This window comes from Actinoplanes sp. CA-131856, assembly GCF_050956135.1.
Lineage (GTDB): Bacteria > Actinomycetota > Actinomycetes > Mycobacteriales > Micromonosporaceae > Actinoplanes.
The window spans coordinates 8,804,346-8,829,349 of record NZ_CP191849.1; the positions used below are offsets into that span (position 1 = coordinate 8,804,346).

Genomic DNA, 25,004 nt, shown 5'->3' on the forward strand with positions numbered 1-25,004 from the left:
CCTTGAAGGATGAGGGCGTGACGACGACTGTGCCCACCCCGTGGTGGCTTCGCACCCTGGTGTGGATCACGGCGCCCGCTCTCGGCTTCGGCGCGGCGCTCCTGCTGCGGCTGCTGGGCGGCGTGGAGTGGCTCCCCGGGCCGTTCGGGCTGATCGAGGAGCTGCCTTCGGTCGTGACGACGTACGTCACCCCGGGTCTGGGGGTGATCCTGGGGCTGGTGCTGGCGGCGATGGTCGACGCCGAGTCGCTGAAGGTGCGGGTGTCGACGGCCGAGGTGGAGCTGACCCGGCCCGGCCATCGGCGGGTCGTGCCGCGGGCCGACATCGCGGTGGTCTTCCCCGACCGCGACAAGCTCGTCCTGCTCGGGCGCACCGGCCAGGAACTGGCCCGGGAGCCCACCCTTCTGATGTCCCGGCGCCTGCGGGCCGCCTTCACCGAGCACGGCGTGCCGTGGGCGGACGAGGACCCCTATCTGGCCGCTTACCGCCGCTGGGTGCCCGATCTGCCGGACATCTCGCCCGCCGCCAACGCGATCCTGGCCGAGCGGCAGAAGGCCCTGAAGTCGGGTGACGAGGACGAGCTGCGCGACCTGCGCGAGGAGCTGGGCCGGCTGGGGGTCGTGGTGCGCGACGTCAAGAAGAAGCAGTACTGGCGTCACGCCTCCTGAACGGCGCCGGTGACGACCCAGATGGTCAGCACCGCGAGGAAATCGCCGCGGGCGCCGGCGGCTTCGACATGCGAGAACCACTTCTCCCGTACGCCCGGAGCCGTCATCCACGCCTGCTCGGGCACCCCCGGATTGAGCATGGGCAACACCACCGCGGCCGACGCGGGATCGGGGAACAGGCACGTCACCGGGGTCGCGCTCACGTCGCGCAGACCCTTGCCGACCAGGCGGCGCCGCAGCGTGCGGCCCATGTCGGCCCGCCGGGGCGTGAGCCGGCCGTGCATGTCGTCGATGACCGTGCGGGCCAGCGCCGGCGGCACCCCGTCGAAGGCCAGCGACGTCCAGTCGGTGTCGATCAGGCACAGCCGCCCGCCGGGCCGGGTCACCCGGATCAGCTCGGCGATGGCCACGTCGGCGTCGTCGACGTGCTGGAGCACCCGCTCGCACCAGACCCCGTCGACGCTGTCGGCCGGCAGGTCGATCGAGGCGAGGTCGCCGACCGTGTAGCGCACGGCGCTGCCGTCGTGGCGCTCGACGGCGGCGGCGATGGTCGCGGCCGACACGTCCAGGGCGATGACCTCGCCGCCGGACTCGCCGGCCAGCCGCCGGGCCACGTCACCGGCGCCGCAGCCGGCGTCCAGCATCCGCCAGCCCGCCTCGGGGCGCAGCGCCTCCCTTGCCGTACGACGGACCCGCCGGATCTCCGGGTGGCGGCCCATCGCCTCGAGCGCGGCCAGCAGCATCGCGGTCAGCTCGCGAGGCTGGCCGTCGAGGTCGGCCCAGGGGGTGCGCTCCATCTGCTTCATGCGGCAAATGTTGACGCATGAAACGCTTCGGGTCCGGGTCCCGGTCACTCATCCGACAGGAAGGATCACGCAACGTACTCATGTCGTCGCAGCGCCGGTCGATGATCCCGTGGTGAGGATCCCCCGGGACACCCTGAAGCGCACACGGCTCGCCGCGCTCGCCGTCGGATCGGCCGGGCTGCTGTCCCAGGCCACACAGATCGGCAACGCCGGGCACTCCCCCGGATATCTCGGCCTTGCGGCCGCGGCGATCCTCGCGCTTCTGGTCCTGCTGGTTCTGACGTACGTCCGTGAGCGCTCCAGCTGGTGGACGCTGCCCGTGGTCCCCGTGCTGATCGCGCTGGGCGGCTCCGGCCTGAAGGATCCGATCGGCGGCCTGGCCCTGGCCCTCGCCTCCACGGTCGTGCTGTCGCTCTACGGCTCGCGCACCCTGTGGGCGCTGCGCCTGCTGCTCGCCTCGGTGGCCTATCCGGTGGCGGTGGCGATCTCGCCGCAGTCGCTGGGCCGGGAGCTGTCCTGGCATTCGGGCAACGTGCTCGTCCTGATCCCGCAGCTGCTGCTCATGGCCTTCCTGACCCGCGGCATCTACGTGACACTGCGCCGCCAGGAACGGGCGGTCGCCCGCGAGGCGCTGCTGGCCCGGGCCGGCTCGTCCATGCTCGGCGTCACCGACATCACCCGTATCCGCGAGATCGGGCGCGCCGCCTCCGAGGAACTGATCGCCCTGAACTCCGGCGTCGCCATGCTGGTGGTCCGCCGCGACACCGGCGGCCTGCGGATCGCCAACCTGGCCGGCGTCCCGGCCGGCCTGCGCGGCCACCGCCTGGACCACGTCGACGACCTGAAGTCCCTGCTCCCCGGTTTCCGCGCGTGGCACGTCCACACCATCGACGCCGACCTGGCGGTGGCCGTGGCCGGCCGCCGCGCGGTCCCGCCCGAGGTGCTGGACGCCTTCCGCACCCTGTCCCACCAGGTGGTGCTGGCCGAGGGCGGCTGCCGCACGCACGCCGAGCTGGAGCACAGCGCCCACCACGACCACCTGACCCAGCTCCCCAACCGGGCGAAGTTCCTGCGCGCGGTCGCCTCGGCCCTGGCCGGCCCGCGCCCGGTCGCCCTGCTCAACATCGACCTGGACGACTTCAAGAAGGTGAACGACTCCCACGGCCACGCCGCCGGCGACGAGCTCCTCCAGGAGATCGCCACCCGCCTGTCCACCGCCCCCGGCGTGGCCGGCCGCTTCGGCGGCGACGAGTTCGCCCTGCTCCTGACCGGCCCTTATGAAGCCACCGAGATCGCCGCCGACCTTTGCGCCCTGCTCTCGGCCCCCATCGCACTGAGCGCGGCCACGGTAACGGTCGGCGCCAGCATCGGCGTCGCCCACAGCGAGCCCGGCATAACAGTCAAGGAGTTGACCCGCCGAGCCGACATGGCCATGTACGCCGCGAAGACTCTGGGCAAGAACCGCATCGAGACGTACTCACCCCTGACCCACCCGGTCGCCGCGTGAGACCAATCTGATCGTCGGATAACGTCGATGCATGCGGACCATGACCGCCACCGAGGCGTCCCGGAATTTCCCGGACCTGCTCGACGCCATCGAGCGGGGCGAGACTGTGGTCATCACCCGGGGCAATCGTCCCGTGGCCGAGATCGCCCCCGCGCGCCGGCGCACCGGCGCGGATCTCCACGCCGCGCTCGCGGGCATTCCGTCCCCGGACGACCATTTCACCGAGGACATCGCGGCAGCGGTGGCCCTCCTGGAAGCCAGTCGGGGCGACCTGTCGGCTGACGCCTGATCCTGACACCAACGCGCTGATCGCTTACGCACGCGGCAGCGGAAACCGCCTGATTCGCCGACCTTCCTAGCGTCCTGCCCATCGATGCGCCGGAGCGCCGCCTGCATCTAGCCGCGGCGCCGCCGGTCCAGCAGGGAAGCTATCTCCAGCTCGAACGGAAACGGCTCGTCGGAGACGAGCGCCTGGCCGAGGCCCGCGATCACGGCCGGGACATAGTGAGCGCCGGCCAGCCGCTCCAGGTGCAACTCGACCGAATCGCGCGGCTGCTCCACGCGCAGATACCAGCCGATGCCGGCCGCCGCGTAGAGCTGAGGCTTGAGCAGCCGGTCCGTCCCCGCGTTGCTGGGCGACACCACTTCGACGACCAGCTTGGCCTCGGCGGCCTCCACGGCATTTCCGGCGTCATCGGTGTCGGCCACGACGAGGTCCGGCTGAAGGATGCGCCCACCGGCAAGTCGCAGATTGACGTCCTGCAGAACCAGGAGACCGGCTCGCTCGGCGGCGCCATAGAGGCCCCTCGCGAGCAGGAAGGCGATGTGCTGATGGCGTTTGCTCGGCGCGGGGCTCACCCACAGGCTCCCATCGACCAGCTCCACCCGGTTCGCCGTCTCACCGAGTGCGAAATATTCGTCCTCGCTCCACGGCTCGGGGTGTTCCAGCATGGCCACGCTCATAGGATCGCCTCACCTCTCGGCAGATGCTGTCCTAAGCGTGCCATGCCAAGCCCTGCCGAAGCGGTCTTATTGTCACTAAGCATCCTGTCATACGACTAGATCCGACGTCAATTCGCTGGCCAAGCGGACCGAGGTTCGGGCGCGGAGGGGGATGTGGCAGGCTTTTCCGTATGAGTGACGCGGTGCGGTTCGGGCTTGTCGGGTACGGCTCGGGTGGGCGGATCTTTCACGCCCCGCTGATCGCGTCGGCGGGCAACATCGAGTTTCTCGGTGTGGTCACCACCAACGAGGAGCGCCGGGCCGAGCTGGGTAAGCAGCACCCGAAGGCGGCGGCGTTCGACTCGATCGCCGATATCGCGGCGGCCGGGGCCGAGGCGGTCACCATCTCGACGCCGGTGAGCACGCACGCGCCGCTCGCGCTCGAGGCGATCTCGCACGGGCTCAGCGTCGTGGTGGACAAGCCGTTCGCGCTCGACGCCGGGGCCGCCCGTGAGGTCGTCACGGCCGCGAACGAGAAGGGCGTCAAGCTCAGCGTCTATCAGAACCGGCGCTGGGACTCCGATCTGCTGACGCTGCGGCGGCTCATCACCGACGGGCAGCTCGGGCAGATCCGGCGGTTCGAGTCGCGCTTCGAGCGGTGGCAGCCGGAGCGCAAGGTGGGGGCGGCCGGCGGCGGCACGCTGATGGACTTCGGTTCCCATCTGGTCGATCAGGCTCTGCTGCTGCATGGTCCGGCGGTTCGGGTGTACGCCGAGATGCGCGGCAACGGTGAGCTCGACGACGACATGTTCATGGCACTGCATCACGTCGGCGGCGTGGAGTCGCACCTGTGGGGCAGCTGGCGTCAGCCGGCCCCGGGTCCCCGATTCCGGGTCGTGGGCACCACGGGCGCCTTCATCACCGGCTTCGACGGCCGCATCGACATCCAGGAAGACCTGCTCAAGGGCGGCCGATCCCCGGCCGAGCTGGGCGACCAGTGGGGCACCGAGCCCCTTCCGGGCAAAATCTTCCGCGGCGACGAGGGCACCGAGGTTCCCACCGAGCGCGGCCGCTGGGACACGTACTACCCGGCCTTCGCCGCCGCCGTCCGCAACGAGTCCCCGGTCCCGGTCGACCCCGAGGACGCCGTACGGACGATGACCGTCCTGGACGCCGCCCGCCGCAGCGCCCGCTCCGGCGAAGCGGTCCGCCTCTAAGCCCGGATGCCGCTCAGCGCGAAGCCGAACACGCGCTCGCGCTGGGCGTCGTCGACGAAAGCGCCGCCGGTCAAGCCCGAGATCATGCGCAGGACGTCGTCGAAGCTGGCGTCGGTGCGGACCTCGCCGGCGTCCTGAGCGCGGGTGAACAAGGGCTCGCCGGCCGTGTACATCGTCGCTCGGCAGGAGCGGAACATCTCCGACTCGCGGTTGAGCGCCTCGATGACCGCGCGCTTCGTCACGGCGTACCGGACGAATTGCTCCAACCAGGCGCTCAGCGCCTGCCATGGCGGCAGTGACGACACCTTCTCGGCCACCTGGCGCAGTTGGTCGATCTCCTCGACGTACACCGCCTCGAACAAGTCCTGCCGCGTCGGGAAGTTGCGGTAGAGGGTGCCGATGCCCACCCCGGCACGACGCGCGATGTCCTCCAGCGACGCGTCGGTGCCGTTCTCGGCGAACGCCTCGCGCGCGGCCGCGAGCAGCGCGTCGAAGTTGCGCCGCGCGTCGGCACGCTGCGGCCGGCGCACCGCGACGGGCACGTCAGTCATGGAGAGCCTCCTCACACCCTCCGGCAGTTGCGAACCGGAGGCACCCCTCCACTAATCTGGAGGCATGCCTCGACTTTATCAGAGCAAGCCGCGAACGACCTTCGCGGTGCTGGCCGCCGCCGCGGCGGCCTTCTCGCTCATGCAGTCGCTGGTGACGCCGGTTCTGCCGACGATCCAGCAGGACCTGCACACGTCCGCCGGCACGGTCACCTGGGTGCTCACCGCCTGGTTGCTGTCCGCGTCGGTCGCCACCCCGCTCATGGGCCGCATCGCCGACATGCTCGGCAAGGACCGCACGCTGCTGGTCGCGCTGGCCGCGATCGCCGTCGGCTGCCTGATCGCCGCGATCGCGCCCAACGTCACCGTCCTGATCGTGGCCCGCGTCCTCCAGGGCCTCGGCGGCGCCGTCTTCCCCGTCTCGTTCGGCATCATCCGCGACGAGTTCCCGGCCGAGCGCGTCTCCTCGGCCGTCGGCGTCCTGGCCGCCGTCATCGCCACCGGCAGCGGCCTCGGCATCGTCCTGGCCGGCCCCATCGTCGGCGCCCTCGACTGGCGCTGGCTGTTCTGGATCCCGATGGCCGTCGTCACCGTGGTCGGCGTCGCCGCCTGGCGCTTCGTGCCGCCGTCGCCGGTGCGGACGCCCGGAAAGGTCAACTGGGTCGGCGCGGCCCTGCTCTCGGCCTGGCTCGTCGCCCTGCTGCTCCCGCTGAGCAAGGCCACCAGCTGGGGCTGGACCTCCGGCAAGACACTGGGCCTGCTGGCCGCGGCGGTCGTGCTGTTCGCGGCCTGGCTGCTGGCCGAGGTCCGCTCGGCCAACCCGCTGATCGACATGCGGATGATGCGCCTGCCCGCGGTCTGGACCACCAACCTGGTCGCCCTGCTGTTCGGCGCCGCGATGTTCGGCGTCTTCGCCTTCCTGCCCCAGCTCGTCCAGGTGCCGAAGGCCTCCGGATATGGCTTCGGGGCCTCGGTCACCGAGGCCGGCCTGATCATGCTGCCGATGCTGGTCATGATGGCCGTCTTCGGCTCGCTCAGCGGCCCCCTGACCCGCTGGCTCAGCGGCAAGATCCAGCTCCTGATCGGCTCGGCGCTGGGCGCGCTGGCCGCCCTGTCGTTCGCCCTGGAACACGGCGACCGCTGGTCGCTGTCGATCGCCGGCGCCGTCTTCGGCGTCGCCCTGGGCCTGGTCTACTCCTCGATGATCAACCTGATCGTCCAGGCCGTCCCCCGCCATCAGACCGGCGCCGCCAGCGGCATGAACACCAACATCCGCACGATCGGCGCCTCGATCGGCACCGCGGTCGTGAGCTCCATCGTCACCAGCCACCCCGGCCCGGCCGGCCTGCCCGCCGAGTCCGGCTACACGACGTCGTTCCTGATCCTGGCCGCCGTGGCCACGGCCGCTTTCCTGGTCGCCCTGCTGGTGCCCACGGCCCGCCCCGCGGCCACCGAGGAGAAGCGCGAGCCGGAGGTCCTGCCGGAGCTCTCACCCGTCGAGGTCTGACTTCCCCACGCCGGAGGGCGCCCGCGCTACTGTGCCGCGGTGCGCCCTCTCGCCCTGGCCGAGGCCGAAGTGCCGTCGACGGGCCGGGTCAGCCCCGTCGACGGAACCGGCTGGCTGGTCACCCATCCCGCCGACGGCTCGGTGACGCTCTTCGAGCCCCGCCTGCGAAACCCGATCCGCGTCAACCTCCCCGTGACGGCGTTCCGGGCGAGCGTCAGCGATCGGCACCTCGCGGCCGTCACCCTCGGCGAGCTCGTGGTCTGCGACCGCCAGGGCCGGCGGTTGTGGCGGCGCGAGCTCGCCGTCGCCTCGGGCGGACTGCCAAGTGAGACGAACTGCCACCTCGACGCCCATGGCGTCCTCTGGGTCTACCTGCCTTCCGACGAGGAGAGCGACGAGCTGGTGGCCCACGACGCGGCAACCGGTGAGGTGATCGCTCGCGAACGGCTGACCTCCTCGGTGGGCGCCGCCGGGTTCTGGCCCCATCCCGACGGCCGGCGGCTCGGATTGCATGTGGCCATGGGGCAGGACACTCCGCTGAGCCACCTGGCGTGGCTGAGTGACGGGCGGATCGCCGGACACGCCCTTGCCGGTGAGTTCCTCAACGGCTTCACCTCCGCCGGCGATCGCTACCTTTCACTTCCCCACGACGTACGGGAGATCGCGATCCGCGACGTGACGACCGGAGCGGTGATCGTCGCGTGCTACGCCGAGGAAGAGCCGGGGCACCGCCTCATGGAAGCGGCCGCCCTGGTGAGCGACGACTTCGTACTCGTGGGCCTGAACCATGTGGACAGCGACTTCGAGGAGCATCGGCTGCTGGCGGCCCGGAGCCTGCGCCGGCAGGCCGACATCGACTACGGGCCGCTGGTCATGCCCCAGAACTCGATCGCCGCCACCGACGGGCGTGGACGGTGGGTGACGAACGCACGCGACGGCGTGCTGCGGTTGTGGCAGCTTCCCGAGCGGCTGACGGACGAGGTGGACGGGCAGCAGACCCTATGGTGAGGGCTCGCCCATCGATGAGGAGGCACGGTGTCGTTGCTCTCGAAGCTGGAACTGGACGCGTGGATCGGCGAGGTCGCCGAGCGGCATCGAGTTCCCGGCGCCGCGGTGGCCGTCGGTCATCAGGGTGAGCTGGCCGAGGCGGCCACCGGTGTGGTCAATGTGGACACCGGGGTGGCCACCACGCCGGACACCCTCTTCCAGACCGGGTCGGTCGGCAAGATATGGACGGCCGTGCTGGTCATGCAGCTCGTCGAGGACGGGCTCGTCGAGCTCGACCAGCCCGTGCGGCGCTATCTGCCCGAGTTCTCGGTGGTCGATCCGGAGGCCACCGAGACCGTGACCGTTCGGCAGCTTCTGACGCACACCGGCGGCTTCGACGGTGACCTGTTCGAGGACACCGGGCGCGGGGACGACGCGCTGGACAGATATCTGGTTCACCTCGGCGGGCACGCCGAACAGATCGCTCCGCCCGGCGCCCTCTTCTCGTACTGCAACTCCGGCTTCAGCGTGCTCGGGGCCCTGGTCGCCCGGCTGCGCGGCGCGACGTACGAGGCGGTCGTCCGTGAACGTCTCGTCGCGCCCCTGGGTGCGCGGCATGTGGCCCTGCTGGCCGAGGAGGCGATCCTCTTCCGGGTTGCCGCCGGGCACATCGACGGCAAGCTGACCCCGCGATGGCAGCTGCCCCGCTCGATCGGGCCGGCCGGCGGCTCGCTCGTCGTGGCGCCGCGGGAACTGGTCCGGTTCGGGCGGCTGTTCCTCGACGGGGACGGCGATCCTCTGGTTCAGGCGCAGCTCGACCTGCCCGGTGTTCCGGAGCGGGGCGCGCGGCAGCGCGGGCTCGGGCCGATCCTGTACGACTGGGACGGCACCGCCGCCGTCGGCCACGACGGCGAGACGATGGGGCAGGCCACGCAGTGGCGGGTCGTGCCCGGCCACGAGCTTGTCGTCGCGATGAGCGTCAACAGCTCCTCCTACCGGGGCTTCTTCGACGAGATGCTCGACCGGATCGTCGGCGAGCTGACCGGTCTCACCGTGCCGGCCCGGCCGGCGCCCTCGATCCGGGACGCGCGGCCTGGCCCGGAGCAGTTCGCCGGGCGCTACCACTACCCGCTCGCCACCTACGACGTGGCGGTCGCGGAGGACGGCTTCGACGTGACCTCCACCCCGCACGGGCTGGCCGCGGAGTTCGGCGACGCCGTGTCCACCGACCGGTACGTCGCTCTCGACGGGGACACCTTCATCACCACCGAACCGGACGACGGCTCCCACTCGACGCTCACCTTCCTCGACGGCGGCCGCTATCTCTACGGCGGCCGGGTGGCCAGGAGGCAGTCAGGAGTTGCTGTGCGCTAGCAGGCTCTCCACCACCGCGTCGATGCCGGCCAGCAGGGACAGGTGTCCCTCGCCGGGCAGCAGGTGGGCCTCGGCGCCGGGCACGTGGGTGGCCAGCCACTGGCCGTGTGCGGGTGGCACCATGCGGTCCTCGCCGCCCTGCCAGACCGCCACCGGCACCTTGATGTCCTCGACGCGGAAACCCCAGTCGGACAGGAAGGCCAGGTCGTCCTCGCGCCACCCGGCGATGCCGGCCGAGACCGAATAGCGCGACGACTCGGCCAGATAGTCGGCGAACTCGCCGGTCAGCGCCTCCTTGTCCACGCCCGACAGCAGGTCGCCGAACGCCTCGGCCACGTCGGCCCCGGTCACCCGGGCCAGGCCTTCGGCCATCTGGGTCAAAAGCCGATCGAGTTCCTGTACGCCCTGAGCGGCCGCCCCGAACTCGGCGATGTTCTCCTCGCCCATGCCGGCCATCCAGTCGAGCCCGGGCGCCTGATAGGGGGCCACGCCCGCGATCAGAGCCGCACCCAGGCACCGCCCGGGCAGCCGGGCCGCGCAGGCCAGCGCGTGCGGTCCGCCCCCGGACCAGCCGATGGTCACGAAGTGCGCCGCCTCGAGCCCGTCGAGCAACGCCGCCACGTCGCCCGCGACGTCGGCCACCCGGCGGCCCGGGTGGGGCGACGACCCCGCGTATCCGGCCCGGCTCGGCATGATGATCCGCAGGCCGTGCCGGATCGCCGACTTGAACACCGGCTCGTGACGTACCGCCCCCGACGGCGTGCCGTGGTGGAAGACCAGCGGCAGCCCGCCGGTCGGCCCCTCGGCGAGGTATTCCATCGTGCGCCCGTCCGGCAGGTCGATTCGCTCCACATTCAGAACATACGCATCAAACGGCCGGAATGGGGCCCGCGGGGGACGGATCGCGGGCCCCAAAGGGAGAGGGTCAGTTCCGGATGATGGTGAAGGTGCTGGTGGGGTTCTCGATGTCCCGGTAGTTGTTGCTGAACTGGAGGTTGGTGAAGGTGGCGGAGCCGACCGCCGGGCCCTGGCCGGCCTCGGGCATCGGGTTGGCCCAGATGCCGTACCCGGACTTGGCGTCGTAGGCGTCACCGCTGCGCTGGGCGCCGCTGATGGTCACGTTGGTGAACGTCGTGTCCTGGACGATGTTCTGCGGCTGCCCGCCCACGTAGTTGGTCTGGAACATGATTCCCGAGTACGTGGGGTCGACGATGTCGACGTTCGAGACCCGGATGCCCTGGAAGACCTTCGACGCGCTGAACACCCAGATGGCCGGGAAGACCTGCGCGCCCCAGAAGTGGCCGCCGGCCCGGACGATCGAGATGTTGTCGAAGACCGTCGGCGGGTTGGCCCCGAACCCGTTCATCGGATAGCCGAAGTCGAGCGAGCTGATGGTGATGCCCGAGTAGACCAGGGTGTCCGCGATGTAGATGTTCTTGAACGTGTTGGCGTAGCCGCCGTAGACCGCGAGACCGGCCGCCCGCCACGTCAGGATCGACGTCAGGTTGCTGTAGGTGTTGTTGATCTCGTCGGAGCCGCCGGCGTCGATCGCCGAGAACAGCGCGAAGCTGTCGTCGCCGGTGGCCCGGGCCTCGTTGTTGTCGACCAGGTTGCCGGTGCTGCCGTTGGTCATGTTGATGCCGTCGGCGAACGTGTTCCGGATCCGGGCGTTCTTGATGACCATGTTGTCGGTGTTAGCGCCCCAGTAGAGGCACACCACGTGCTCGGTCCAGATGTTGTCGATGGTGATGTTGGCCGTGTTGGCGAAGTCGAAGACCTTGCCCGGCCCGTCGATCCGGATCGTGTAGTTGCCGAAGAACGCGAAGTCGGCGAAGGTCGAGCCGTTGGCCGTGCTGTCGGCCCGGAAGCCGGCGTCGGTCTCGGACTGCGTGGACGGGGTGTAGAAGCGCGTGTACCAGGGGCCGGCCCCGACCACGCGGATCGACTTGCCGTACACCTGGAACTTGTTGGAGGTCTGGTAGTCACCGGCCGGAAGGTAGACGCCCAGCTTGGTGGTGTCCTGCCGGGCGGTGTCCAGGGCGTTCTGCACCGACTGCTGGTCGAAGCCGGTCGGCACGACGTACTTCGAGGCGTCCGGGTTGGCCTTGGGCGCGACCTGCTCCAGGTTGATGAAGTCGATCGCGATGTTTCCGCTGTTGCCGGAGTCCTTCTGCAGCTTGATCGTGCTGCCGGCCGGGAACGAGCCGGTGAGCAGGATGTTCGCCTCGTCGTAGATGTGCCGCGGGCCGGTGCCCGAGTTCTGCGGCGCGGTCTCGTTGCCGTAGAGCCAGGCGTACTTGGAGGTCAGCGGCAGCGTCTTGTTGAGGGACCCGTTGACGTAGACGTTGATCGAGCTGGTGGTGCCGTCCGGGATGGAGAACCGGGCGACGACGGTGTTGGTCGCGGCGCGGGTGGTCCACTGGACGTACGCCCCGGTCTGGTTGAGCGTCACGGCCTTGCGACCGGATGCCTCACCGGCGAGGTCACCGACGGTCCGGTTGGGGCCGACGACGGCCGCGCCGCCACCGGTCTGGCCGTCCTCGGCCTCGTAGTAGTCGTACGGCATGTTGGCGCCGCGGCCCACGAAGAACGACTTCTCGCTGGTGTTGTTGGCCTGCTTGACCGGCAGCTCGTTGCCGTCGTTGGCGACGACCGTACGGACCGTGTAGCGCCCGTTGACCGCGGTCCAGGTGCCCAGGTTGATCGCCGGCGAGGAGGCGCCGGCCGCGAGCGTGCCGCTGTACGAGCCGGTGAGCGTCTTCACGACGGACGAGCCGTTCAGGATCGTCACGGTCACGCCGTGCGCCCCGGAGGCCGACGCCGCCGAGCCTTGGTTCTTCAAAGTGACCGAGAAGGTGGCCGTCTGCCCGGCCGTCGGGTTGCCCGGCGACCACGAAACCACCGAGGCGACCAGGTCGGAGCTGCTGACCGGGGTCACGGTCAGCGAGCCGGTGGCCGAGTTGTTGGCCTCGTTGGTCTCGAAGACCGTGTTGGCCTCGTCGACCTTGGCCACGACCTGGTACGTGCCGGCGTCGCGGGCGCCGATGGACGCGGTGACGGTCGCCGACGCGCCGCCCGCGAGGGCACCGACGTTGGCGGTGCCGACCTTTGTCGTACCCAGGTAGAAGTTGACGTTGGTGGCACCGCTGGACACCGTGCCCGCGTTGCGCACGGTCGCCGACAGCGTGACCGTGTCGGTCTCGACCGGCGAGGCCGGCGAGGACGAGACGCCCGTGATCGTGAGGTCCGGGTTCGGCGCCGCGGTGCCGATGACCTGGAGCTCGGCCACCTGGCCGCTCGGCGCGCCCGAGTTGGCGGTGAAGGAGAGGCGAAGATCCGCGGTGGTCGCGCTGACCGGGATGGTCACGCTGTTGCCACTCGCGGGATTGAAGGTGTACGACGCCGCGCCGGCGATGGTCGTGTAGGACGACGAGCTCTGGTCGCGCCCGAGGATCGCGAACGTCTGCTGACGCGTGCCCCAGGAGCTGTCCGGGTTGAGCTTGACCACGACCGACGACACGGCCGCGTTGGCGCCGAGCTTGACCGTCAGCGTGGCCGGATAGGAGCTGCCCTCCCAGTAGGTGGCGGTGTTGTCGTCGTTGGCGTTGGTGGCCACGAAGGTGTGCACCACCGACGACGCCTCGATCGGCTTGCCCAGGGCCAGGTTGCTGCCCGGCGTGGACGTGCCGTTACGGGTCACCGTGTTGCTGGCGGCCGACACGTTGCCCGCCGCGTCCTTGGCCCGCACCTGGTACGAGACGGTCGCGCCGGCCGGCTGCGAGTCGGTGTAGGTCAGCACGTTGCCGGCGACGCTCGTGCGGAGCGTGCCGTTGGCGTAGACGTCGTAGCCGGTGACGCCGACGTTGTCGGACGACGCGTTCCAGGTGAGCCGGATCTGGCCGGTGGCCGGTTGCGTGTAGGCCAGGCTGCCCGGAGCGGACGGCGCCTGCGTGTCGGCGCCGGACACCGGTCCGTACACCTCGAGCTCGGAGATCTGACCGGCCGACCAGCCGGTGTTGCCGGTGATGGTCAGCCGGACGAAGCGGGCCGCGGCCGCGGTGAAGTCGATGGTGGCGGTGTTGCCGGTGGCCGGGTTGAAGGTGTAGCCGGCGCTGGCCTTGAGCGTGCTGAACGACGATCCGTCGGTGCTGCCCTGGACGGTCAGGGTCTGCGTGCGGGTCGCCCACGCGCTGGCCGGCGGCAGCTTGAGGACGGCCTGGTTGACCTGCGTGGCCGTGCCCAGGTCGACCTGGAGCCACTGCGGGAAGGCGTTGTTGTTGCTCTCCCAGTACGAGTTGGCGTTGCCGTCGCCGGCGTTGCCCGCCGGGTAGACGTCGGTGTAGCTGCTGGCGCTGAAGGTCTTGCCGGCGGCCAGGTTGGGGCCGGCGGCGCTGGCGGGGGAAGGTGCGACGAGGACTGTGGCGACGATGCCGGCCGCCGCTAAAGCGGCCAGGAGCCGTTTCTTCATGGTGGGAGCGAACCTTTCATCCGTGAAAGGCCCCCTTCTTCTGCTCGTCGGTGACCGCCGAGGGGTGGATCCCCGGCGGCCACCGCCGGGGATCAGAGCAGGCGCAGCCAAACGGCGGTGTCCGGGGGGAGGCGGTCACCGTCGAGAGGGCCACTGGCGAGCAGAAGGGTCTCGTGGTCCGGCAGGGCGATCGGGGCGCCGGACATGTTGACGACGCAGGCGAACCTGTCGCCGCGGGTGTAGGCGAGCACATTCGCGCCCGCGTCGATCCAGGCCATGGCCGGCTGGTGCAGCCCGGCCTCGGCGCGGCGCAGCGCGATGGCCGACCGGTAGAGCTCCAGCATCGAGCTCGGGTCGCCGGTCTGCGCCTGTGCGGTCCGGTCCTTCCACTCGGCGGGCTGGGGAAGCCACGGGGTGCCGGTGGTGAAGCCGAACGGCTCGGTGTCGCCCGTCCAGGGCAACGGCACCCGGCAGCCGTCGCGGCTGTGCCCGCGCCGGCCCCACATCGGGTCCTGGAACTGCTCGGGCGGGATGTTCTCGTTCTCCCAGAGGCCGAGCTCCTCGCCCTGATAGATGTAGGTGGCGCCGGGCAGCGAGAGCGACAGCAGGGCGGCGGCCCGGGCCCGGCGGGTGCCCAGCTCGAGGTCGACCGGGGTGCCGTCGAGGTTGTTGTCGAAGCTGAACGTGGTGTCCTGACGGCCGTACCGGGTGACGTGCCGGGTGACGTCGTGATTGGACAGCACCCAGGTGGCCGGGGCGCCGATCGCCTCGTGCGCGTGCAGAGTCCGGTCGACGCACTCGCGCATCAGGGCCGGATCCCAGGCACAGCCGAGGAAGTCGAAGTTGAACGCCGCGTGCAGCTCGTCCGGGCGCAGGTAGTTCGCGAACCGCTCGACCTCCGGCATCCAGACCTCGCCGATCAGGGCACGGTCGCCGCCGTACTCGTCGGCGACGCGGCGCCAGGCCCGGTACACGTCGTGCACGCCGTCGAGGTCGTGGAACGGATGGGGCTCGCCCTGGCGTACCTCGGGAAGGCTCTTGTCCTTGAGAAGCAGGGCCGCCGAGTCGATGCGGATGCCGTCGACGCCGCGGTCGAACCAGAAGCGCAGGATGCTCTCGAACTCGGCCCGCACGTCGGGGTGGTCCCAGTTGAGGTCGGGCTGCTCGGGGGTGAACAGGTGCAGGTACCACTGGCCGTCGGGGACGCGGGTCCAGGTGGTGCCGCCGAACTCGCCGACCCAGTCGGTGGGCATCTCGTCGCCGTGCGGCCCCCGCCCCGGACGGAACCAGAAATAGTCGCGCTCGGGGGCGTCCGGCGAGGCCAGGGCCGCCTTGAACCACGGGTGCTCGCTGGAGATGTGGTTCGGGACGATGTCGACGATCATCCGGATGCCGGCCGCGTGCGCCTCCTCGACGAGCGCCTCGGCCTCGGCCAGCGTGCCGAAGGCGGGGTCGATGTCGCGGAAGTCGGCCACGTCGTAGCCGGCGTCGGCCATCGGCGACGGGTACCACGGGCTCATCCAGATCGCGTCGACGCCCAGGTCGGCCAGGTGTCCCAGGTGGGCCCGGATGCCCGCGATGTCGCCCACGCCGTCGCCGTCCGCGTCGGCGTAGCTGCGCGGATAGACCTGATAGATCACCGCGTCGCGCCACCACTGGGAGTCTTGGTGAGACACTTTTGCCCGCTTTCTGTGCACGCTGAGGCTGACGGTTTTTCATAAACCGCCCGTTTTACGTGGATTTTTAGCCCTTGAGGCTACCGGTGGTGAGACCGGACATGATGTTGCGCTGGAAGATCAGGAAGATGATCACCGTGGGGATCGCGGCAATGACCGAGGCGGCGATCACCACGTTCTGCGGGGTGCCGCCGGCGAAGGCGTAGATGCCGACGCTGAGCGTGCGCGTCTCCGGTGACGGCATGACCAGCTTGGGCCAGAGGAAGTCCTTCCAGACCGCGGTCACCGCGAAGATCGACACCACGCCGAGGATGGGCCGCGACATCGGCAGGATGATCGACCACAGCGTGCGCAGCGGCGACGCGCCGTCCACCTGGGCCGCGGCGATCAGATCCTCGGGTATCGAGTCGAAGAACCGCTTGAGCAGGAAGATGTTGAACGCGTTGGCGACCAGCGGCAGCCAGATGGCCCACGGCGAGTCGAGCAGGTTCACGTGGATGATCGGCAGGTCGATGGCCGTCACGTACTGCGGGACGATCAGGACCATGGCCGGGATCATCAGGGTGGCCAGCATCGCGGCCAGGATCACGTTGCCGAAGGCGGGCCGGAGCTTCGAGAGGGCGTACGCCGCCGCGGTGTCGAAGACGAGCTGGAAGAAGACCGCGCCGGCCGCGTAGTAGAACGTGTTGAACATGAGCTTGGCCAGTTCGAGGTTGTTCCACGCGTCGGCGTAGTTCTGCAGCTCGGGATCGCGCGGCCACAGGGTCGGCGGCGTCTGCGCGATCTCCTGGCCCGACTTGAAGGCGCCGGTGACCATCCAGTAGAGCGGCCCGAGGAACACCAGGGTGAACCCGAGGACCACGACGCCGAGGACCGCCCAGTAGAGGAACCGGCCGCGGCCCCGCCGGAGCTGCGCCTGCGAGATGAGGGTACGGGTCATCGTCTCAGTCCTGTTTCGTGGTCAGTCGCACGTAGACCGCGCTGAAGGCGCCCAGCACCAGCAGCATGATCACGCCGAGGGCCGCGGCGCCGTTGAGGTCGTTCTGGAAGAAGCCGTGCTGGTAGATCAGGTAGGCCACCGAGGTCGCCGAGTCCTGCGTGCCGGCGCCGTTGGCCAGGATCAGCGGCTCGATGAACAGCTGCATGGTGGCGACGATCTGGAGCATGGCCAGCAGGGCCAGGATGAGCCGGGTCTGCGGGATCGTCACGTTCCAGATGCGGCGGGCGATGCCCGCGCCGTCCAGCTCCGCCGCCTCGTACAACTCGCCCGGGATGTTCTGCAGGGAAGCGAGATAGATGAGGACCGCGCCGCCCATGTTCATCCAGGTCGAGGCGATGACCATGGCCGGGATGGTCATGCCCGGCGACTGCATCCACTCCGACGTGGGCAGGTGGAAGAACTTGAGGATGGCGTTGAACAGGCCGGCTTCGCTCGGGTCGTACGCGTAGTACTTGAACAGGAAGAGCGCGGAGGCCGGCGGGAGCATCACCGGCAGGTAGACCAGAACCCGCAGATAGCCCTTGAAGTGCCGGAACTCGTTGAGCAGGATCGCCACGAAGAACGGCAGAAGATAGCCCAGGAGCAGCGCCAGCAGGGTGAAGACGAACGTGTTCTTCCAGGCGGTCCAGAAGCTCGGGTCGGCGATGATGCGGGTGTAGTTGTCCCAGCCGACCCATGTCGTCTCGCCGCGGCGGGTGCGCTGGAAGCTCATCACGATGCCGCGGATCATCGGGAACCACATGAAGAGGGCGAAGCAGACGACCGCCCCGATCAGGAAGGCGTGGCCGGTGAGGTTGTCTCGTAGCTTGCGGCCTCGTTTGGTCCTCTGGAGGGGAGCGGGCGCGGCGGGCTGCTTCGTGATCTGCGGCGCAACGATCGTCAAGGGGACTCCTTTGTACCGGCGCGGGGGCCTCTCGGCCCCCGCGCCCGGGTGAATCAGCTACCGGCGGCCTGGAGCTGGTTGACCTTGGTCTCGGCCGTCTTGAGCAGCTCGTCGATGTTGGCGTTCGGGTTGGTCAGCACACCCGACATCGCCGAGTCGAGCACCGCGTAGATCGCCTGCGCGTTGCGCGGCTCGCCCTTGATCGGAACCGGGCTCTGCTCGAACGGCGCGAAGTTGGCCGTGTCGAGGTTGGCGTTCGCCTTGCGCAGGTCGAGCTCCTGCTTCTGGGCCTCGCTGCCGTTGGTGAACAGCAGCGGCTGGGGCAGGCCGACCGGGTAGTTCTGCGGCTTGGCCCGCGCGTAGTCGAACTGGCCCTTGCCCGGGGTGAGCTTCTGGTACGCGATCCACTTCAGACCGGCCTTGACCTGGTCGTCGGTGAGGCCCTTCTTGAAGAAGTAGCCCTCGCCACCGCCGAGGGTCGCCTTGGCCGGTCCGTCCTGGCCGGGCATCGGGCCCATGGCCCAGTCCTCGTACTTGCCCTGGAACTGGCTGACGATGGCCTGGGTGGAGTCGGGGGCGCCGATGAACATGCCGACCTTGCCGGCGCCGGCATTGGTCAGCAGGTCACCCCACTGGAGCAGCTGACGGCTGCCCATGCTGTTGTCGCCGTAGCGCATGTCCTTGAGGTTCTGCAGGACCTGCTTGCCCTGGGCGTTGTTGAAGTCGGCCTTCTTGCCGTCCTCGGAAAGAACCTGACCGCCCTGCGAGTAGATCTCGGCGGTGAAGTGCCAGCCGCCGGTGTTGCCGGCGCTGTACTCGGAGAAGCCGGCGACGCCGCCGCCGAGGGCGGAGATCTTCTTGGCCGCCGTACGCACCTCGGCCCACGTCTTGGGCGGAGCCGCCGGGTCGAGGCCCGCCTTCTTGAACAGCGCCTTGTTGTAGACCAGGCCCATCGAGTAGTTCTTCACCGGCACGGCGTAGAGCTTGCCGCCGTCGGTGAAGACCTCCTTGAGCGCCGGGTCGACGCTGTCCCAGGTCGGGATGCTGTCCTTGTTGGCCAGCGAGGTGATCTCCATGGCCTGGCCGGAGTCGAGCACCTGCTGCAGGTCGGTCATATATCCGTAGAAGACGTCGGTCATCGTGCCGCCGGCCAGGCGGGCGGTGAAGTCCGGCGGGTTGTTGCACTGCTCGCCGACGCTGACGCTCTTGATGGTGATGTCGGGGTTGTCCTTCTCGAACGCCGCGACGTCCGCGTTCCAGTTCGCCAGCAGCTCCTTCTGGGCGCCGACGGGCTGGCAGTCGACGGTGATCGTGGTCTTGCCGGCGGCGTCGGTCCCGGAGTCGTCGCTGCTCTTCGTGGAGCAACCCACCAGGCTGCTGAGCCCCAGGCCGGTCGCGAGCGCCAGGGCCGCGACCTTCCGGTACTGCGGTGTGGACATCTGTCCATCCCTTCGGGATCCGGATGTATCCATGGCTATCGATAATGTGCGCGTGCTGGAAGTGAGTGGAGTCACTGTAACGAGACCGACCTGTTTCGGCAAGGTTTCGATCGTTTGCTGAAAAAACACGACTGCAAGACCGGCAGATGTCGAGATTGTGAGCCCAGGCACACAAAAAGGGCGAGCCCACATGGGCTCGCCCTTTCCGTTCCGTCAGTTCTAGCGCTTCGCCGGCGCCGTCGACCCTCTCACCACCAGCTCGGGCTCGAAGAGCAGCTCGTCCGGCTCGACGCCGCTGCCCTCGATCTGGTTGACCAGCAGGTCGACGGCGGCCTGCCCCATCATCTCGATCGGCTGCCGCACCGTCGTCAGCGGCGGATCGGTGCAGGTCATCAGCGCCGAGTCGTCGAAGCCGACCACCGACACGTCGGCCGGCACGTCGAGCCCGAGCCGGCGCGCGGCCCGGATCGACCCGAGCGCGAGCACGTCGCTCGCGCAGATCATGCCGGTGACGCCGCGCTCGATCAGCTTGGCCGCGGCCAGGCGGGCGCTCTCCATCGAGAAGTTGGTGCGCTCGACGAACCAGTCCTCACCCTCGGGCCCGGCGATCTTCACCAGCGCCCCCAGCTTGCGGCGCGACGGCATGTGGTCCTCCGGCCCCATCACCATGCCCACACGCTCGTGACCCAGGGACTTCAGATGTCCGTACGCCTGCTCGACGGCCACCGCGTCATCGGTGGAGATGTGCGGAAAGCCCAGGTCGTTGACGCCCGCGTTGACCATGACGACGGGCATCCGCCGGTCGGTCAGCGCCTTGTAGTGCCCGTGCTCGGCCTCGGCCAGCGCATAGGACCCACCGGCGAACACGACACCGGAGACCTGATGGTCGAGGAGCATCTCGATGTAGTCACGCTCCGGCACACCGCCGATGGTGCGGGCACACAGGGCCGGGGTGAACCCACGCTGAGCGAGCGAGGCGGTCACCACCTCGGCCAGCGCCGGGAAGATCGGGTTCTGCAATTCGGGCAGAACGAGCCCGACGAGCCGCCCGCGCTCCCCGCGCAGCTTGGTGGGCCGCTCATAACCCAGGACATCGAGAGCCGTCAGCACCGACGCGCGGGTGGCCTCGGAGACGCCACTGCGCCCGTTGAGCACCCGGCTGACGGTCGCCTCGCTGACGCCCGCCTTCTTGGCCACTTCGGCCAGACGTTTGGTCACGCTCGACAGCCTACGTCAGGCCACTGCAATTTTCGAACGGCCGCTTGCAGATTTTTCAGCTCGTGACGTCGAGAATTTCAGATCCCGTCATCCCATGAGTCGATCTTGTTCGAGATTGTTGCGCCGCGTATCGGCTTTCTTCGGCGTGAAGCGGTTAAGTGATCGCTCTCCGCGACGAAGGAGCAGTCATCTCTTACACCACGGTTCCATAACGCCCACTCGCCGAAAACCGGCGGACACCCCAGCCACCGGTGCGACACGATGGCGCGATGACCGACCAGCCGCCTTCCCCACTGCCCTCATCCGACGAGATTCTCCGGCGGGCGTCGGGGCGGGAGGCGGAAGGGTTGGACGAGTTGCTGGCGGCCCTGGCCGACCGGCGGATCGCTCCGGCCGCGCTGCTCGACCGCCCGCGGCTGATCGCCGACCTCGACGTCCGGTGCCGCCGGTCCACCTCTCCCGGCCCGGATCACTACTTCCTGGAGGCGCCCTCCCCGGTGACCGCCGCCCTCGCCTCGATGAGCCGGGACGGACGGGTCCGGGCGCTCGCGGTGGCGGTGCTGGCTGGGTCACCCGAGCCGGCCCTGGTCCCGTTTCTCGTGCTGCGCTGCGGCGACTGGGCCCCGCAGGTCCGCGAGCCCGCGCGCAGGGCGCTCGCGACGGTCCTGTCCACGGACCTGGCCCGATATCTGCCGGCTGCCCTGCCCATGGCCGCCTACACCGCCGCTCGCGACCGCGGCGGGTGGGCGATGACCCACCTGCGGGAGGTCCTCGCCGCCGCGTTCGACGAGCGGGGACCGGCACTCGTCCGTTCGCGCGAGCAACGCGAACGCCGGTTCGCCTACACGGTCGGCACCGAGCTTGGCCGCTGGACCCACGAGGATCACGTCGGCTTCGCCATCCGGGCGAAGGACCCGCTCATCCGCACCCTCAGCGCCGGTGCCATTCTCGCCACCGCCGACACCGGCACCCTGCGCCGACTCACGACGTCGCGTTACCCCGGCGTGCGCCTCAGCGCGCTGGTGGGCCTGGCCAAGCTCGGCCTGGACGACGAGGTGGCCGCCCTCGTGGACGACCCGGCCCCCTTGGTCCGGGCCTACGCCCGGAGCCGGGTCGCCGACCCGGTCGCCCACTACCGTGCCGCGGTCGCCGGTGGCCCCACCCCCGCGACCGTCGCCGGTCTCGGTGAGGTGGGCCACTACGCCGACGCGGCCCAGCTGACGACCCTGCTCTCGCACCACGACCCGCGGATCCGGGCCGCCGCCGTGCGGGCCCTGGCCGCCGTCGACAGCGTGCCCGTCCCAGCGGTCACCGCCCTTCTGCGTGACCTGTCACCGACGGTCGTCCGGGAGGCTGCGAACGCCCTGCGCGGACGTCACCTGTCCGGGGACCTCTGGCCCCTGCTCACAGAACCCCGCGTGGAGGTGCGCCGCGGCGCCTACCGCGTGCTGAGCGGGGACGACCTCCGCACCCGGCTGCGCGCCGCCCTGCTGCTGGCCGCCGACGCCGATCCCGGCCTGGCCCGCCGCGGCCGGGCCGACGCCGACCGGTTGGTCCGCCACGGCCTGGCCGGGCTGGGTCACTACCACCATGACCTCTCCGCCGGCGACCGCGCCGAACTGGCCGGCCTGGCCGCCCGCCTCTCCCCGTACCTGGCCGACGGTGTCCGCGCCCTGCGCTGAACGCCCGGGGCCGCCGGAGGACGCCGATCACGCGGAATGACGGACGGACCGGGGCCGACGATGAGACCGTGGAGGTGCAAGGGGAGGCGCGATGACCGATGCGGATCAGCGGCTCGCCGGGGAACTGGCGAGCGCCACCGAGGCGGCGGTGCGTGCTGCGCGGGCCGCCGCCTCGGTGATCGAGCGGCTGGCCGCCGGCAGCGCCGAGATCGAGCAGGTCGTGCAGCTCATCGCCACCATCGCCAAGCAGACCAACCTTCTCGCCCTCAACGCCACGATCGAGGCCGCCCGGGCCGGTGAGGCCGGCAAGGGCTTCGCCGTGGTCGCCGGCGAGGTGCAGCAGCTGGCCAGTCAGACCGCCACCGCCACGGCCCGCATCGACGCCGAGGTCGACGGCATCCGCACGGGCACCGCCACCGCTGTCGAGGCCGTCGCGAAGACGATCGCCGAACTGGAACGTTGCCGCAATTTGATCAGCGGTTAAATGGAGCCATGGCGAAGAAGACCACCACCGCGTGCCCGTGCGGGCGCGGCCTGCCTTACGCGGAATGCTGCGAACCCCTCCACCGGGGCGGCAAGCCGGCCACGGCCGAGGCGTTGATGCGGTCACGCTTCTCCGCCTTCGCCCGCGACGACGACGCGTACGTCCTGCGGTCCTGGCATCCCAAGACCCGCCCGGAGCGGATCGAGCCCGACCGGCACCTGCGCTGGACCGGCCTGGAGATCCTCGAGACCGAGCGGGGCGGCATGTTCGACACCGAGGGCATCGTCGAGTTCCGCGCCCACTACACCGATCGCGGCAAGCCCGGCGACATGGTCGAGCGCAGCCGCTTCGTGCGCCACGACGGTCAGTGGGTGTACTGGGGTCCGATCCTTACCAACGGGTCACTCGCCAATGCCTGAGGTCGTGTGATTCCCTTCAGGGATGGCACCTGACCAGCGACCGATGGAGGACGGCATCGTCCGTGACTTCAAGGTCAACCTTTCGTACGGCCGCTATCTGCACCTGGACGAGATCCTCGGCGCTCAGCACCCGGTCAGCGTCCCCGAGCACCACGACGAGCTGCTGTTCATCCTTCAGCACCAGACGTCCGAGCTCTGGCTCAAGCTGGTGCTGCACGAGCTGCGGGCCGTCCAGCGCTATCTGGCCAAGGACGATCTGCGCCCGGCCCTGAAGGGTCTGGCCCGGGTCAAACACATCCAGCGCACCCTCACCGAGCAGTGGTCGGTGCTGGCCACGCTCACCCCGAGCGAATACTCCGAGTTCCGTTCCTTCCTCGGCACGTCGTCGGGCTTCCAGTCGTACCAGTACCGCGCGGTCGAGTTCATGCTCGGCAACAAGGACCGCCGCATGCTGTCGCTCTTCGACGACGACCAGACGGCCCGCGATCTGCTCGTCGAGGCCCTGGAAACCCCGAGTGTGTACGACGAGTTCCTGCGCTACCTGTCGCGCCACGGCCACGACATTCCGGCCGAGCAGCTGCACCGCGACGTCGCTGAGCCGCACCACTTCGACGAGGACCTCGTGCCGGTCTTCGTGCGCATCTACAGCGACCCGGAGCGCTTCTGGGAGGCGTACGAGGCCTGCGAAGAACTTGTCGACCTGGAGGAGAACTTCCAGCTCTGGCGCTTCCGCCACCTCAAGACGGTCGAGCGCACGATCGGCTTCAAACGGGGCACGGGCGGGTCCAGCGGCGTCGATTTCCTGCGCAAGGCGCTGGATCTGACGTTCTTTCCCGAGCTGTACGCCGTACGCACCGAGATCGGAGCCACAAGTTGACCGACCCTCGCGCCCTGGACGCGGCCGACCCGCTGGCCCACTTCCGCGACCGGTTCCTGCCGGCCGACGGCCTGGCGTCCTATCTGGACGGCAACTCGCTCGGCCGTCCGCTGGCGGCCACGGCCGATCTGATGGACGAGTTCATCCGTACGCAATGGGCGAACCGCCTGATCCAGGGGTGGACCGACGGCTGGCTGGAGTGGCCGATCACGCTGGGCGACCGCTTGGGCGCGATCGCCCTGGGCGCGGCCCCGGGCCAGGTGGTGGTGGCCGACTCGACGACGGTCCTGATCTACAAGCTGGCCCGGGCCGCGGTGGACGCCCGCCCCGGCCGCCGCCGAGTGGTGCTGGACACGGACAACTTCCCCACCGACCGGTACGTGCTGGAGGGCATAGCGGCCGAGCGCGGCCTCGAACTGGTGTGGATCTCCGTCTCTCCCGAGGAGGGCATCCACCCCGCACAGGTCGCCGAAGTCGTCGACGAGCGCACGGCGCTGGTCCTGTTCAGCCACGTGGCGTACCGCTCGGGCTGGCTGGCCGACGTCGAGGAGATCAACCGGATCGCCCACGAGGCGGGCGCCCTGACCATGTGGGACCTGTGCCATTCGGCCGGCTCGGTGCCGATCGCCCTGGACGAGTGGGGCGTGGACCTGGCCGTCGGCTGCACGTACAAATACTTGAACGGCGGCCCCGGCGCCCCCGCGTTCGCCTATTTGAGGGGCGGCTTGCAGGAGGAGCTACGCCAGCCGATCCAGGGCTGGATGGGCCACCGGGCGTCGTTCGAGATGGGCCCCGGCTACGAGCCGGCGAAGGGTTCACGGGCTCTGCTGAGCGGCACTCCGCCCATCCTGGCCATGGTCCCGCTGCACGCCAACCTAAACGTCCTGGAGGAGGCGACCATCGAGGCCGTACGGGAGAAGTCCCTGCGCCTGACCTCGTACGTCCTGGACCTGGCCGACGAGTGGCTGGTGCCGAAGGGCGTCGAGGTGGCCAGCCCGCGCACCCCTGCCCGCCGAGGCGGCCACATCACGGTGAAGCGCCCCGGCTTCGAACAGCTCCTGGAGCCCTTGTGGTCGGCGGGAGTGATCCCCGACTACCGCCGCCCCGACGGCTTGCGCATCGGCCCGGCCCCGCTGAGCACCAGCTTCGCCGAGGTCCATGACGGCCTGTCCACTTTGCGCGACCTCCTGTGACCTCCTCCCTCACCGCCGACTCCATCTGGTGGGCGGGCCGCCTCCACACGGGCGCGGCCCTCCAGGTTTCCACTGATACACGGCCCGCGGGTCCGCCTCCGCCCGGCAG

General features: G+C 69.8%; 22 protein-coding genes. 12 read left to right on the forward strand and 10 right to left on the reverse strand.

What is annotated here, in order from left to right; translation table 11 throughout:
- Positions 1 to 17 precede the first annotated feature (17 nt).
- Positions 18 to 668 carry a YqeB family protein gene (locus ACQP2X_RS40205; RefSeq protein ID WP_498690887.1) on the forward strand — a complete coding sequence of 217 codons (651 nt, stop codon included), beginning with the start codon at positions 18 to 20 and terminating at the stop codon, positions 666 to 668.
- On the opposite strand, the gene ACQP2X_RS40210 is transcribed toward ACQP2X_RS40205, so the two are convergent.
- A complete protein-coding gene (locus tag ACQP2X_RS40210; protein ID WP_498690889.1) occupies positions 656 to 1,474 on the reverse strand; it encodes a methyltransferase domain-containing protein in 819 nt (272 codons plus the stop codon). The genes ACQP2X_RS40205 and ACQP2X_RS40210 overlap by 13 nt on opposite strands.
- A 112-nt stretch (positions 1,475 to 1,586) precedes the next feature.
- Between ACQP2X_RS40210 and ACQP2X_RS40215 the strand changes: the two genes are divergently transcribed.
- Both ACQP2X_RS40215 and ACQP2X_RS40220 read left to right on the forward strand, forming a co-directional pair.
- The gene (locus tag ACQP2X_RS40215; RefSeq protein WP_498690890.1) at positions 1,587 to 2,981 is read left to right on the forward strand and encodes a diguanylate cyclase domain-containing protein; all 1,395 of its coding nucleotides are present in this window, start codon (positions 1,587 to 1,589) and stop codon (positions 2,979 to 2,981) included.
- A gap of 31 nt (positions 2,982 to 3,012) precedes the next feature.
- Positions 3,013 to 3,270 (forward strand): type II toxin-antitoxin system Phd/YefM family antitoxin, encoded by a 258-nt coding sequence (locus tag ACQP2X_RS40220; protein ID WP_498690891.1) that lies wholly within the window; start codon positions 3,013 to 3,015, stop codon positions 3,268 to 3,270.
- Positions 3,271 to 3,377: 107 nt separating this feature from the next.
- Here ACQP2X_RS40220 and ACQP2X_RS40225 read toward each other — a convergent pair whose 3' ends face one another.
- Positions 3,378 to 3,944: a Uma2 family endonuclease gene (locus ACQP2X_RS40225; RefSeq protein WP_498690894.1), complete on the reverse strand. Its 567-nt coding sequence runs from the start codon at positions 3,942 to 3,944 to the stop codon at positions 3,378 to 3,380.
- A 170-nt stretch (positions 3,945 to 4,114) separates the two neighbouring features.
- On the opposite strand from ACQP2X_RS40225, the gene ACQP2X_RS40230 reads away from it, so the two are divergent.
- Positions 4,115 to 5,140: a Gfo/Idh/MocA family protein gene (locus ACQP2X_RS40230; RefSeq protein WP_498690896.1), complete on the forward strand. Its 1,026-nt coding sequence runs from the start codon at positions 4,115 to 4,117 to the stop codon at positions 5,138 to 5,140.
- On the opposite strand, the gene ACQP2X_RS40235 is transcribed toward ACQP2X_RS40230, so the two are convergent.
- A complete protein-coding gene (locus tag ACQP2X_RS40235; protein ID WP_498690898.1) occupies positions 5,137 to 5,691 on the reverse strand; it encodes a TetR/AcrR family transcriptional regulator in 555 nt (184 codons plus the stop codon). The two genes, ACQP2X_RS40230 and ACQP2X_RS40235, sit on opposite strands and share 4 nt — an antisense overlap.
- A gap of 64 nt (positions 5,692 to 5,755) precedes the next feature.
- Here ACQP2X_RS40235 and ACQP2X_RS40240 point away from each other — a divergent pair, with 64 nt between their 5' ends.
- The 3 genes from ACQP2X_RS40240 to ACQP2X_RS40250 are packed head-to-tail and all read left to right on the forward strand — an operon-like array spanning position 5,756 to position 9,556.
- A complete protein-coding gene (locus ACQP2X_RS40240; protein ID WP_498690900.1) occupies positions 5,756 to 7,195 on the forward strand; it encodes an MFS transporter in 1,440 nt (479 codons plus the stop codon).
- Positions 7,196 to 7,234: 39 nt separating this feature from the next.
- Positions 7,235 to 8,203, forward strand: coding sequence for a hypothetical protein (locus ACQP2X_RS40245; protein WP_498690901.1), 969 nt, complete (start codon positions 7,235 to 7,237; stop codon positions 8,201 to 8,203).
- A gap of 27 nt (positions 8,204 to 8,230) precedes the next feature.
- Positions 8,231 to 9,556 carry a serine hydrolase domain-containing protein gene (locus ACQP2X_RS40250; RefSeq protein ID WP_498690903.1) on the forward strand — a complete coding sequence of 442 codons (1,326 nt, stop codon included), beginning with the start codon at positions 8,231 to 8,233 and terminating at the stop codon, positions 9,554 to 9,556.
- Here ACQP2X_RS40250 and ACQP2X_RS40255 read toward each other — a convergent pair.
- From ACQP2X_RS40255 to ACQP2X_RS40285, 7 genes are all read right to left on the reverse strand, one after another.
- Positions 9,536 to 10,408: an alpha/beta fold hydrolase gene (locus ACQP2X_RS40255; protein ID WP_498690904.1), complete on the reverse strand. Its 873-nt coding sequence runs from the start codon at positions 10,406 to 10,408 to the stop codon at positions 9,536 to 9,538. The two genes, ACQP2X_RS40250 and ACQP2X_RS40255, sit on opposite strands and share 21 nt — an antisense overlap.
- A gap of 73 nt (positions 10,409 to 10,481) precedes the next feature.
- Entirely contained in the window at positions 10,482 to 14,024 is a 3,543-nt protein-coding gene (locus ACQP2X_RS40260; protein WP_498690905.1) for a galactose-binding domain-containing protein, read from the reverse strand.
- Between the two features lie 92 nt (positions 14,025 to 14,116).
- The gene (locus ACQP2X_RS40265; RefSeq protein WP_498690906.1) at positions 14,117 to 15,700 is read right to left on the reverse strand and encodes a glycoside hydrolase family 13 protein; all 1,584 of its coding nucleotides are present in this window, start codon (positions 15,698 to 15,700) and stop codon (positions 14,117 to 14,119) included.
- A gap of 67 nt (positions 15,701 to 15,767) precedes the next feature.
- Positions 15,768 to 16,640, reverse strand: a complete 873-nt coding sequence (locus tag ACQP2X_RS40270) for a carbohydrate ABC transporter permease (RefSeq protein ID WP_097325049.1) — start codon at positions 16,638 to 16,640, stop codon at positions 15,768 to 15,770.
- Positions 16,641 to 16,644: 4 nt separating this feature from the next.
- The gene (locus ACQP2X_RS40275; protein WP_498690908.1) at positions 16,645 to 17,583 is read right to left on the reverse strand and encodes a carbohydrate ABC transporter permease; all 939 of its coding nucleotides are present in this window, start codon (positions 17,581 to 17,583) and stop codon (positions 16,645 to 16,647) included.
- Between the two features lie 53 nt (positions 17,584 to 17,636).
- The gene (locus ACQP2X_RS40280; RefSeq protein WP_498690910.1) at positions 17,637 to 19,022 is read right to left on the reverse strand and encodes an ABC transporter substrate-binding protein; all 1,386 of its coding nucleotides are present in this window, start codon (positions 19,020 to 19,022) and stop codon (positions 17,637 to 17,639) included.
- Positions 19,023 to 19,241: 219 nt separating this feature from the next.
- On the reverse strand, positions 19,242 to 20,240 hold the full coding sequence (locus ACQP2X_RS40285; protein WP_097325043.1) for a LacI family DNA-binding transcriptional regulator: 999 nt from the start codon (positions 20,238 to 20,240) through the stop codon (positions 19,242 to 19,244).
- Between the two features lie 269 nt (positions 20,241 to 20,509).
- Here ACQP2X_RS40285 and ACQP2X_RS40290 point away from each other — a divergent pair, with 269 nt between their 5' ends.
- The 5 genes from ACQP2X_RS40290 (at position 20,510) to kynU (ending at position 24,895) form a co-directional block, all read left to right on the forward strand.
- Positions 20,510 to 21,922, forward strand: a complete 1,413-nt coding sequence (locus ACQP2X_RS40290; protein WP_498690912.1) for a HEAT repeat domain-containing protein — start codon at positions 20,510 to 20,512, stop codon at positions 21,920 to 21,922.
- Between the two features lie 91 nt (positions 21,923 to 22,013).
- On the forward strand, positions 22,014 to 22,406 hold the full coding sequence (locus ACQP2X_RS40295; protein ID WP_498690914.1) for a methyl-accepting chemotaxis protein: 393 nt from the start codon (positions 22,014 to 22,016) through the stop codon (positions 22,404 to 22,406).
- 8 nt (positions 22,407 to 22,414) lie between these two features.
- Entirely contained in the window at positions 22,415 to 22,825 is a 411-nt protein-coding gene (locus tag ACQP2X_RS40300) for a YchJ family protein (protein WP_498690915.1), read from the forward strand.
- A gap of 22 nt (positions 22,826 to 22,847) precedes the next feature.
- Positions 22,848 to 23,702, forward strand: coding sequence for a tryptophan 2,3-dioxygenase (locus tag ACQP2X_RS40305; RefSeq protein WP_498690916.1), 855 nt, complete (start codon positions 22,848 to 22,850; stop codon positions 23,700 to 23,702).
- The gene (gene kynU, locus ACQP2X_RS40310) at positions 23,699 to 24,895 is read left to right on the forward strand and encodes a kynureninase (RefSeq protein ID WP_498690918.1); all 1,197 of its coding nucleotides are present in this window, start codon (positions 23,699 to 23,701) and stop codon (positions 24,893 to 24,895) included. The genes ACQP2X_RS40305 and kynU overlap by 4 nt, the downstream gene beginning before the upstream one ends.
- The last annotated feature ends 109 nt before the right edge of the window (positions 24,896 to 25,004 follow it).

What these genes read in the sequence shown, in the direction of transcription:
- ACQP2X_RS40210 (WP_498690889.1), bottom strand. Translation starts at nt 1,474, where the DNA reads ATGAAGCAGATGGAGCGCACCCCCTGGGCCGACCTCGACGGCCAGCCT.
- ACQP2X_RS40220 (WP_498690891.1), top strand. Translation starts at nt 3,013, where the DNA reads ATGCGGACCATGACCGCCACCGAGGCGTCCCGGAATTTCCCGGACCTG.
- ACQP2X_RS40225 (WP_498690894.1), bottom strand. Translation starts at nt 3,944, where the DNA reads ATGAGCGTGGCCATGCTGGAACACCCCGAGCCGTGGAGCGAGGACGAA.
- ACQP2X_RS40230 (WP_498690896.1), top strand. Translation starts at nt 4,115, where the DNA reads ATGAGTGACGCGGTGCGGTTCGGGCTTGTCGGGTACGGCTCGGGTGGG.
- ACQP2X_RS40235 (WP_498690898.1), bottom strand. Translation starts at nt 5,691, where the DNA reads ATGACTGACGTGCCCGTCGCGGTGCGCCGGCCGCAGCGTGCCGACGCG.
- ACQP2X_RS40240 (WP_498690900.1), top strand. Translation starts at nt 5,756, where the DNA reads ATGCCTCGACTTTATCAGAGCAAGCCGCGAACGACCTTCGCGGTGCTG.
- ACQP2X_RS40260 (WP_498690905.1), bottom strand. Translation starts at nt 14,024, where the DNA reads ATGAAGAAACGGCTCCTGGCCGCTTTAGCGGCGGCCGGCATCGTCGCC.
- ACQP2X_RS40270 (WP_097325049.1), bottom strand. Translation starts at nt 16,640, where the DNA reads ATGACCCGTACCCTCATCTCGCAGGCGCAGCTCCGGCGGGGCCGCGGC.
- ACQP2X_RS40280 (WP_498690910.1), bottom strand. Translation starts at nt 19,022, where the DNA reads ATGTCCACACCGCAGTACCGGAAGGTCGCGGCCCTGGCGCTCGCGACC.
- ACQP2X_RS40290 (WP_498690912.1), top strand. Translation starts at nt 20,510, where the DNA reads ATGACCGACCAGCCGCCTTCCCCACTGCCCTCATCCGACGAGATTCTC.
- ACQP2X_RS40295 (WP_498690914.1), top strand. Translation starts at nt 22,014, where the DNA reads ATGACCGATGCGGATCAGCGGCTCGCCGGGGAACTGGCGAGCGCCACC.
- ACQP2X_RS40300 (WP_498690915.1), top strand. Translation starts at nt 22,415, where the DNA reads ATGGCGAAGAAGACCACCACCGCGTGCCCGTGCGGGCGCGGCCTGCCT.
- ACQP2X_RS40305 (WP_498690916.1), top strand. Translation starts at nt 22,848, where the DNA reads ATGGCACCTGACCAGCGACCGATGGAGGACGGCATCGTCCGTGACTTC.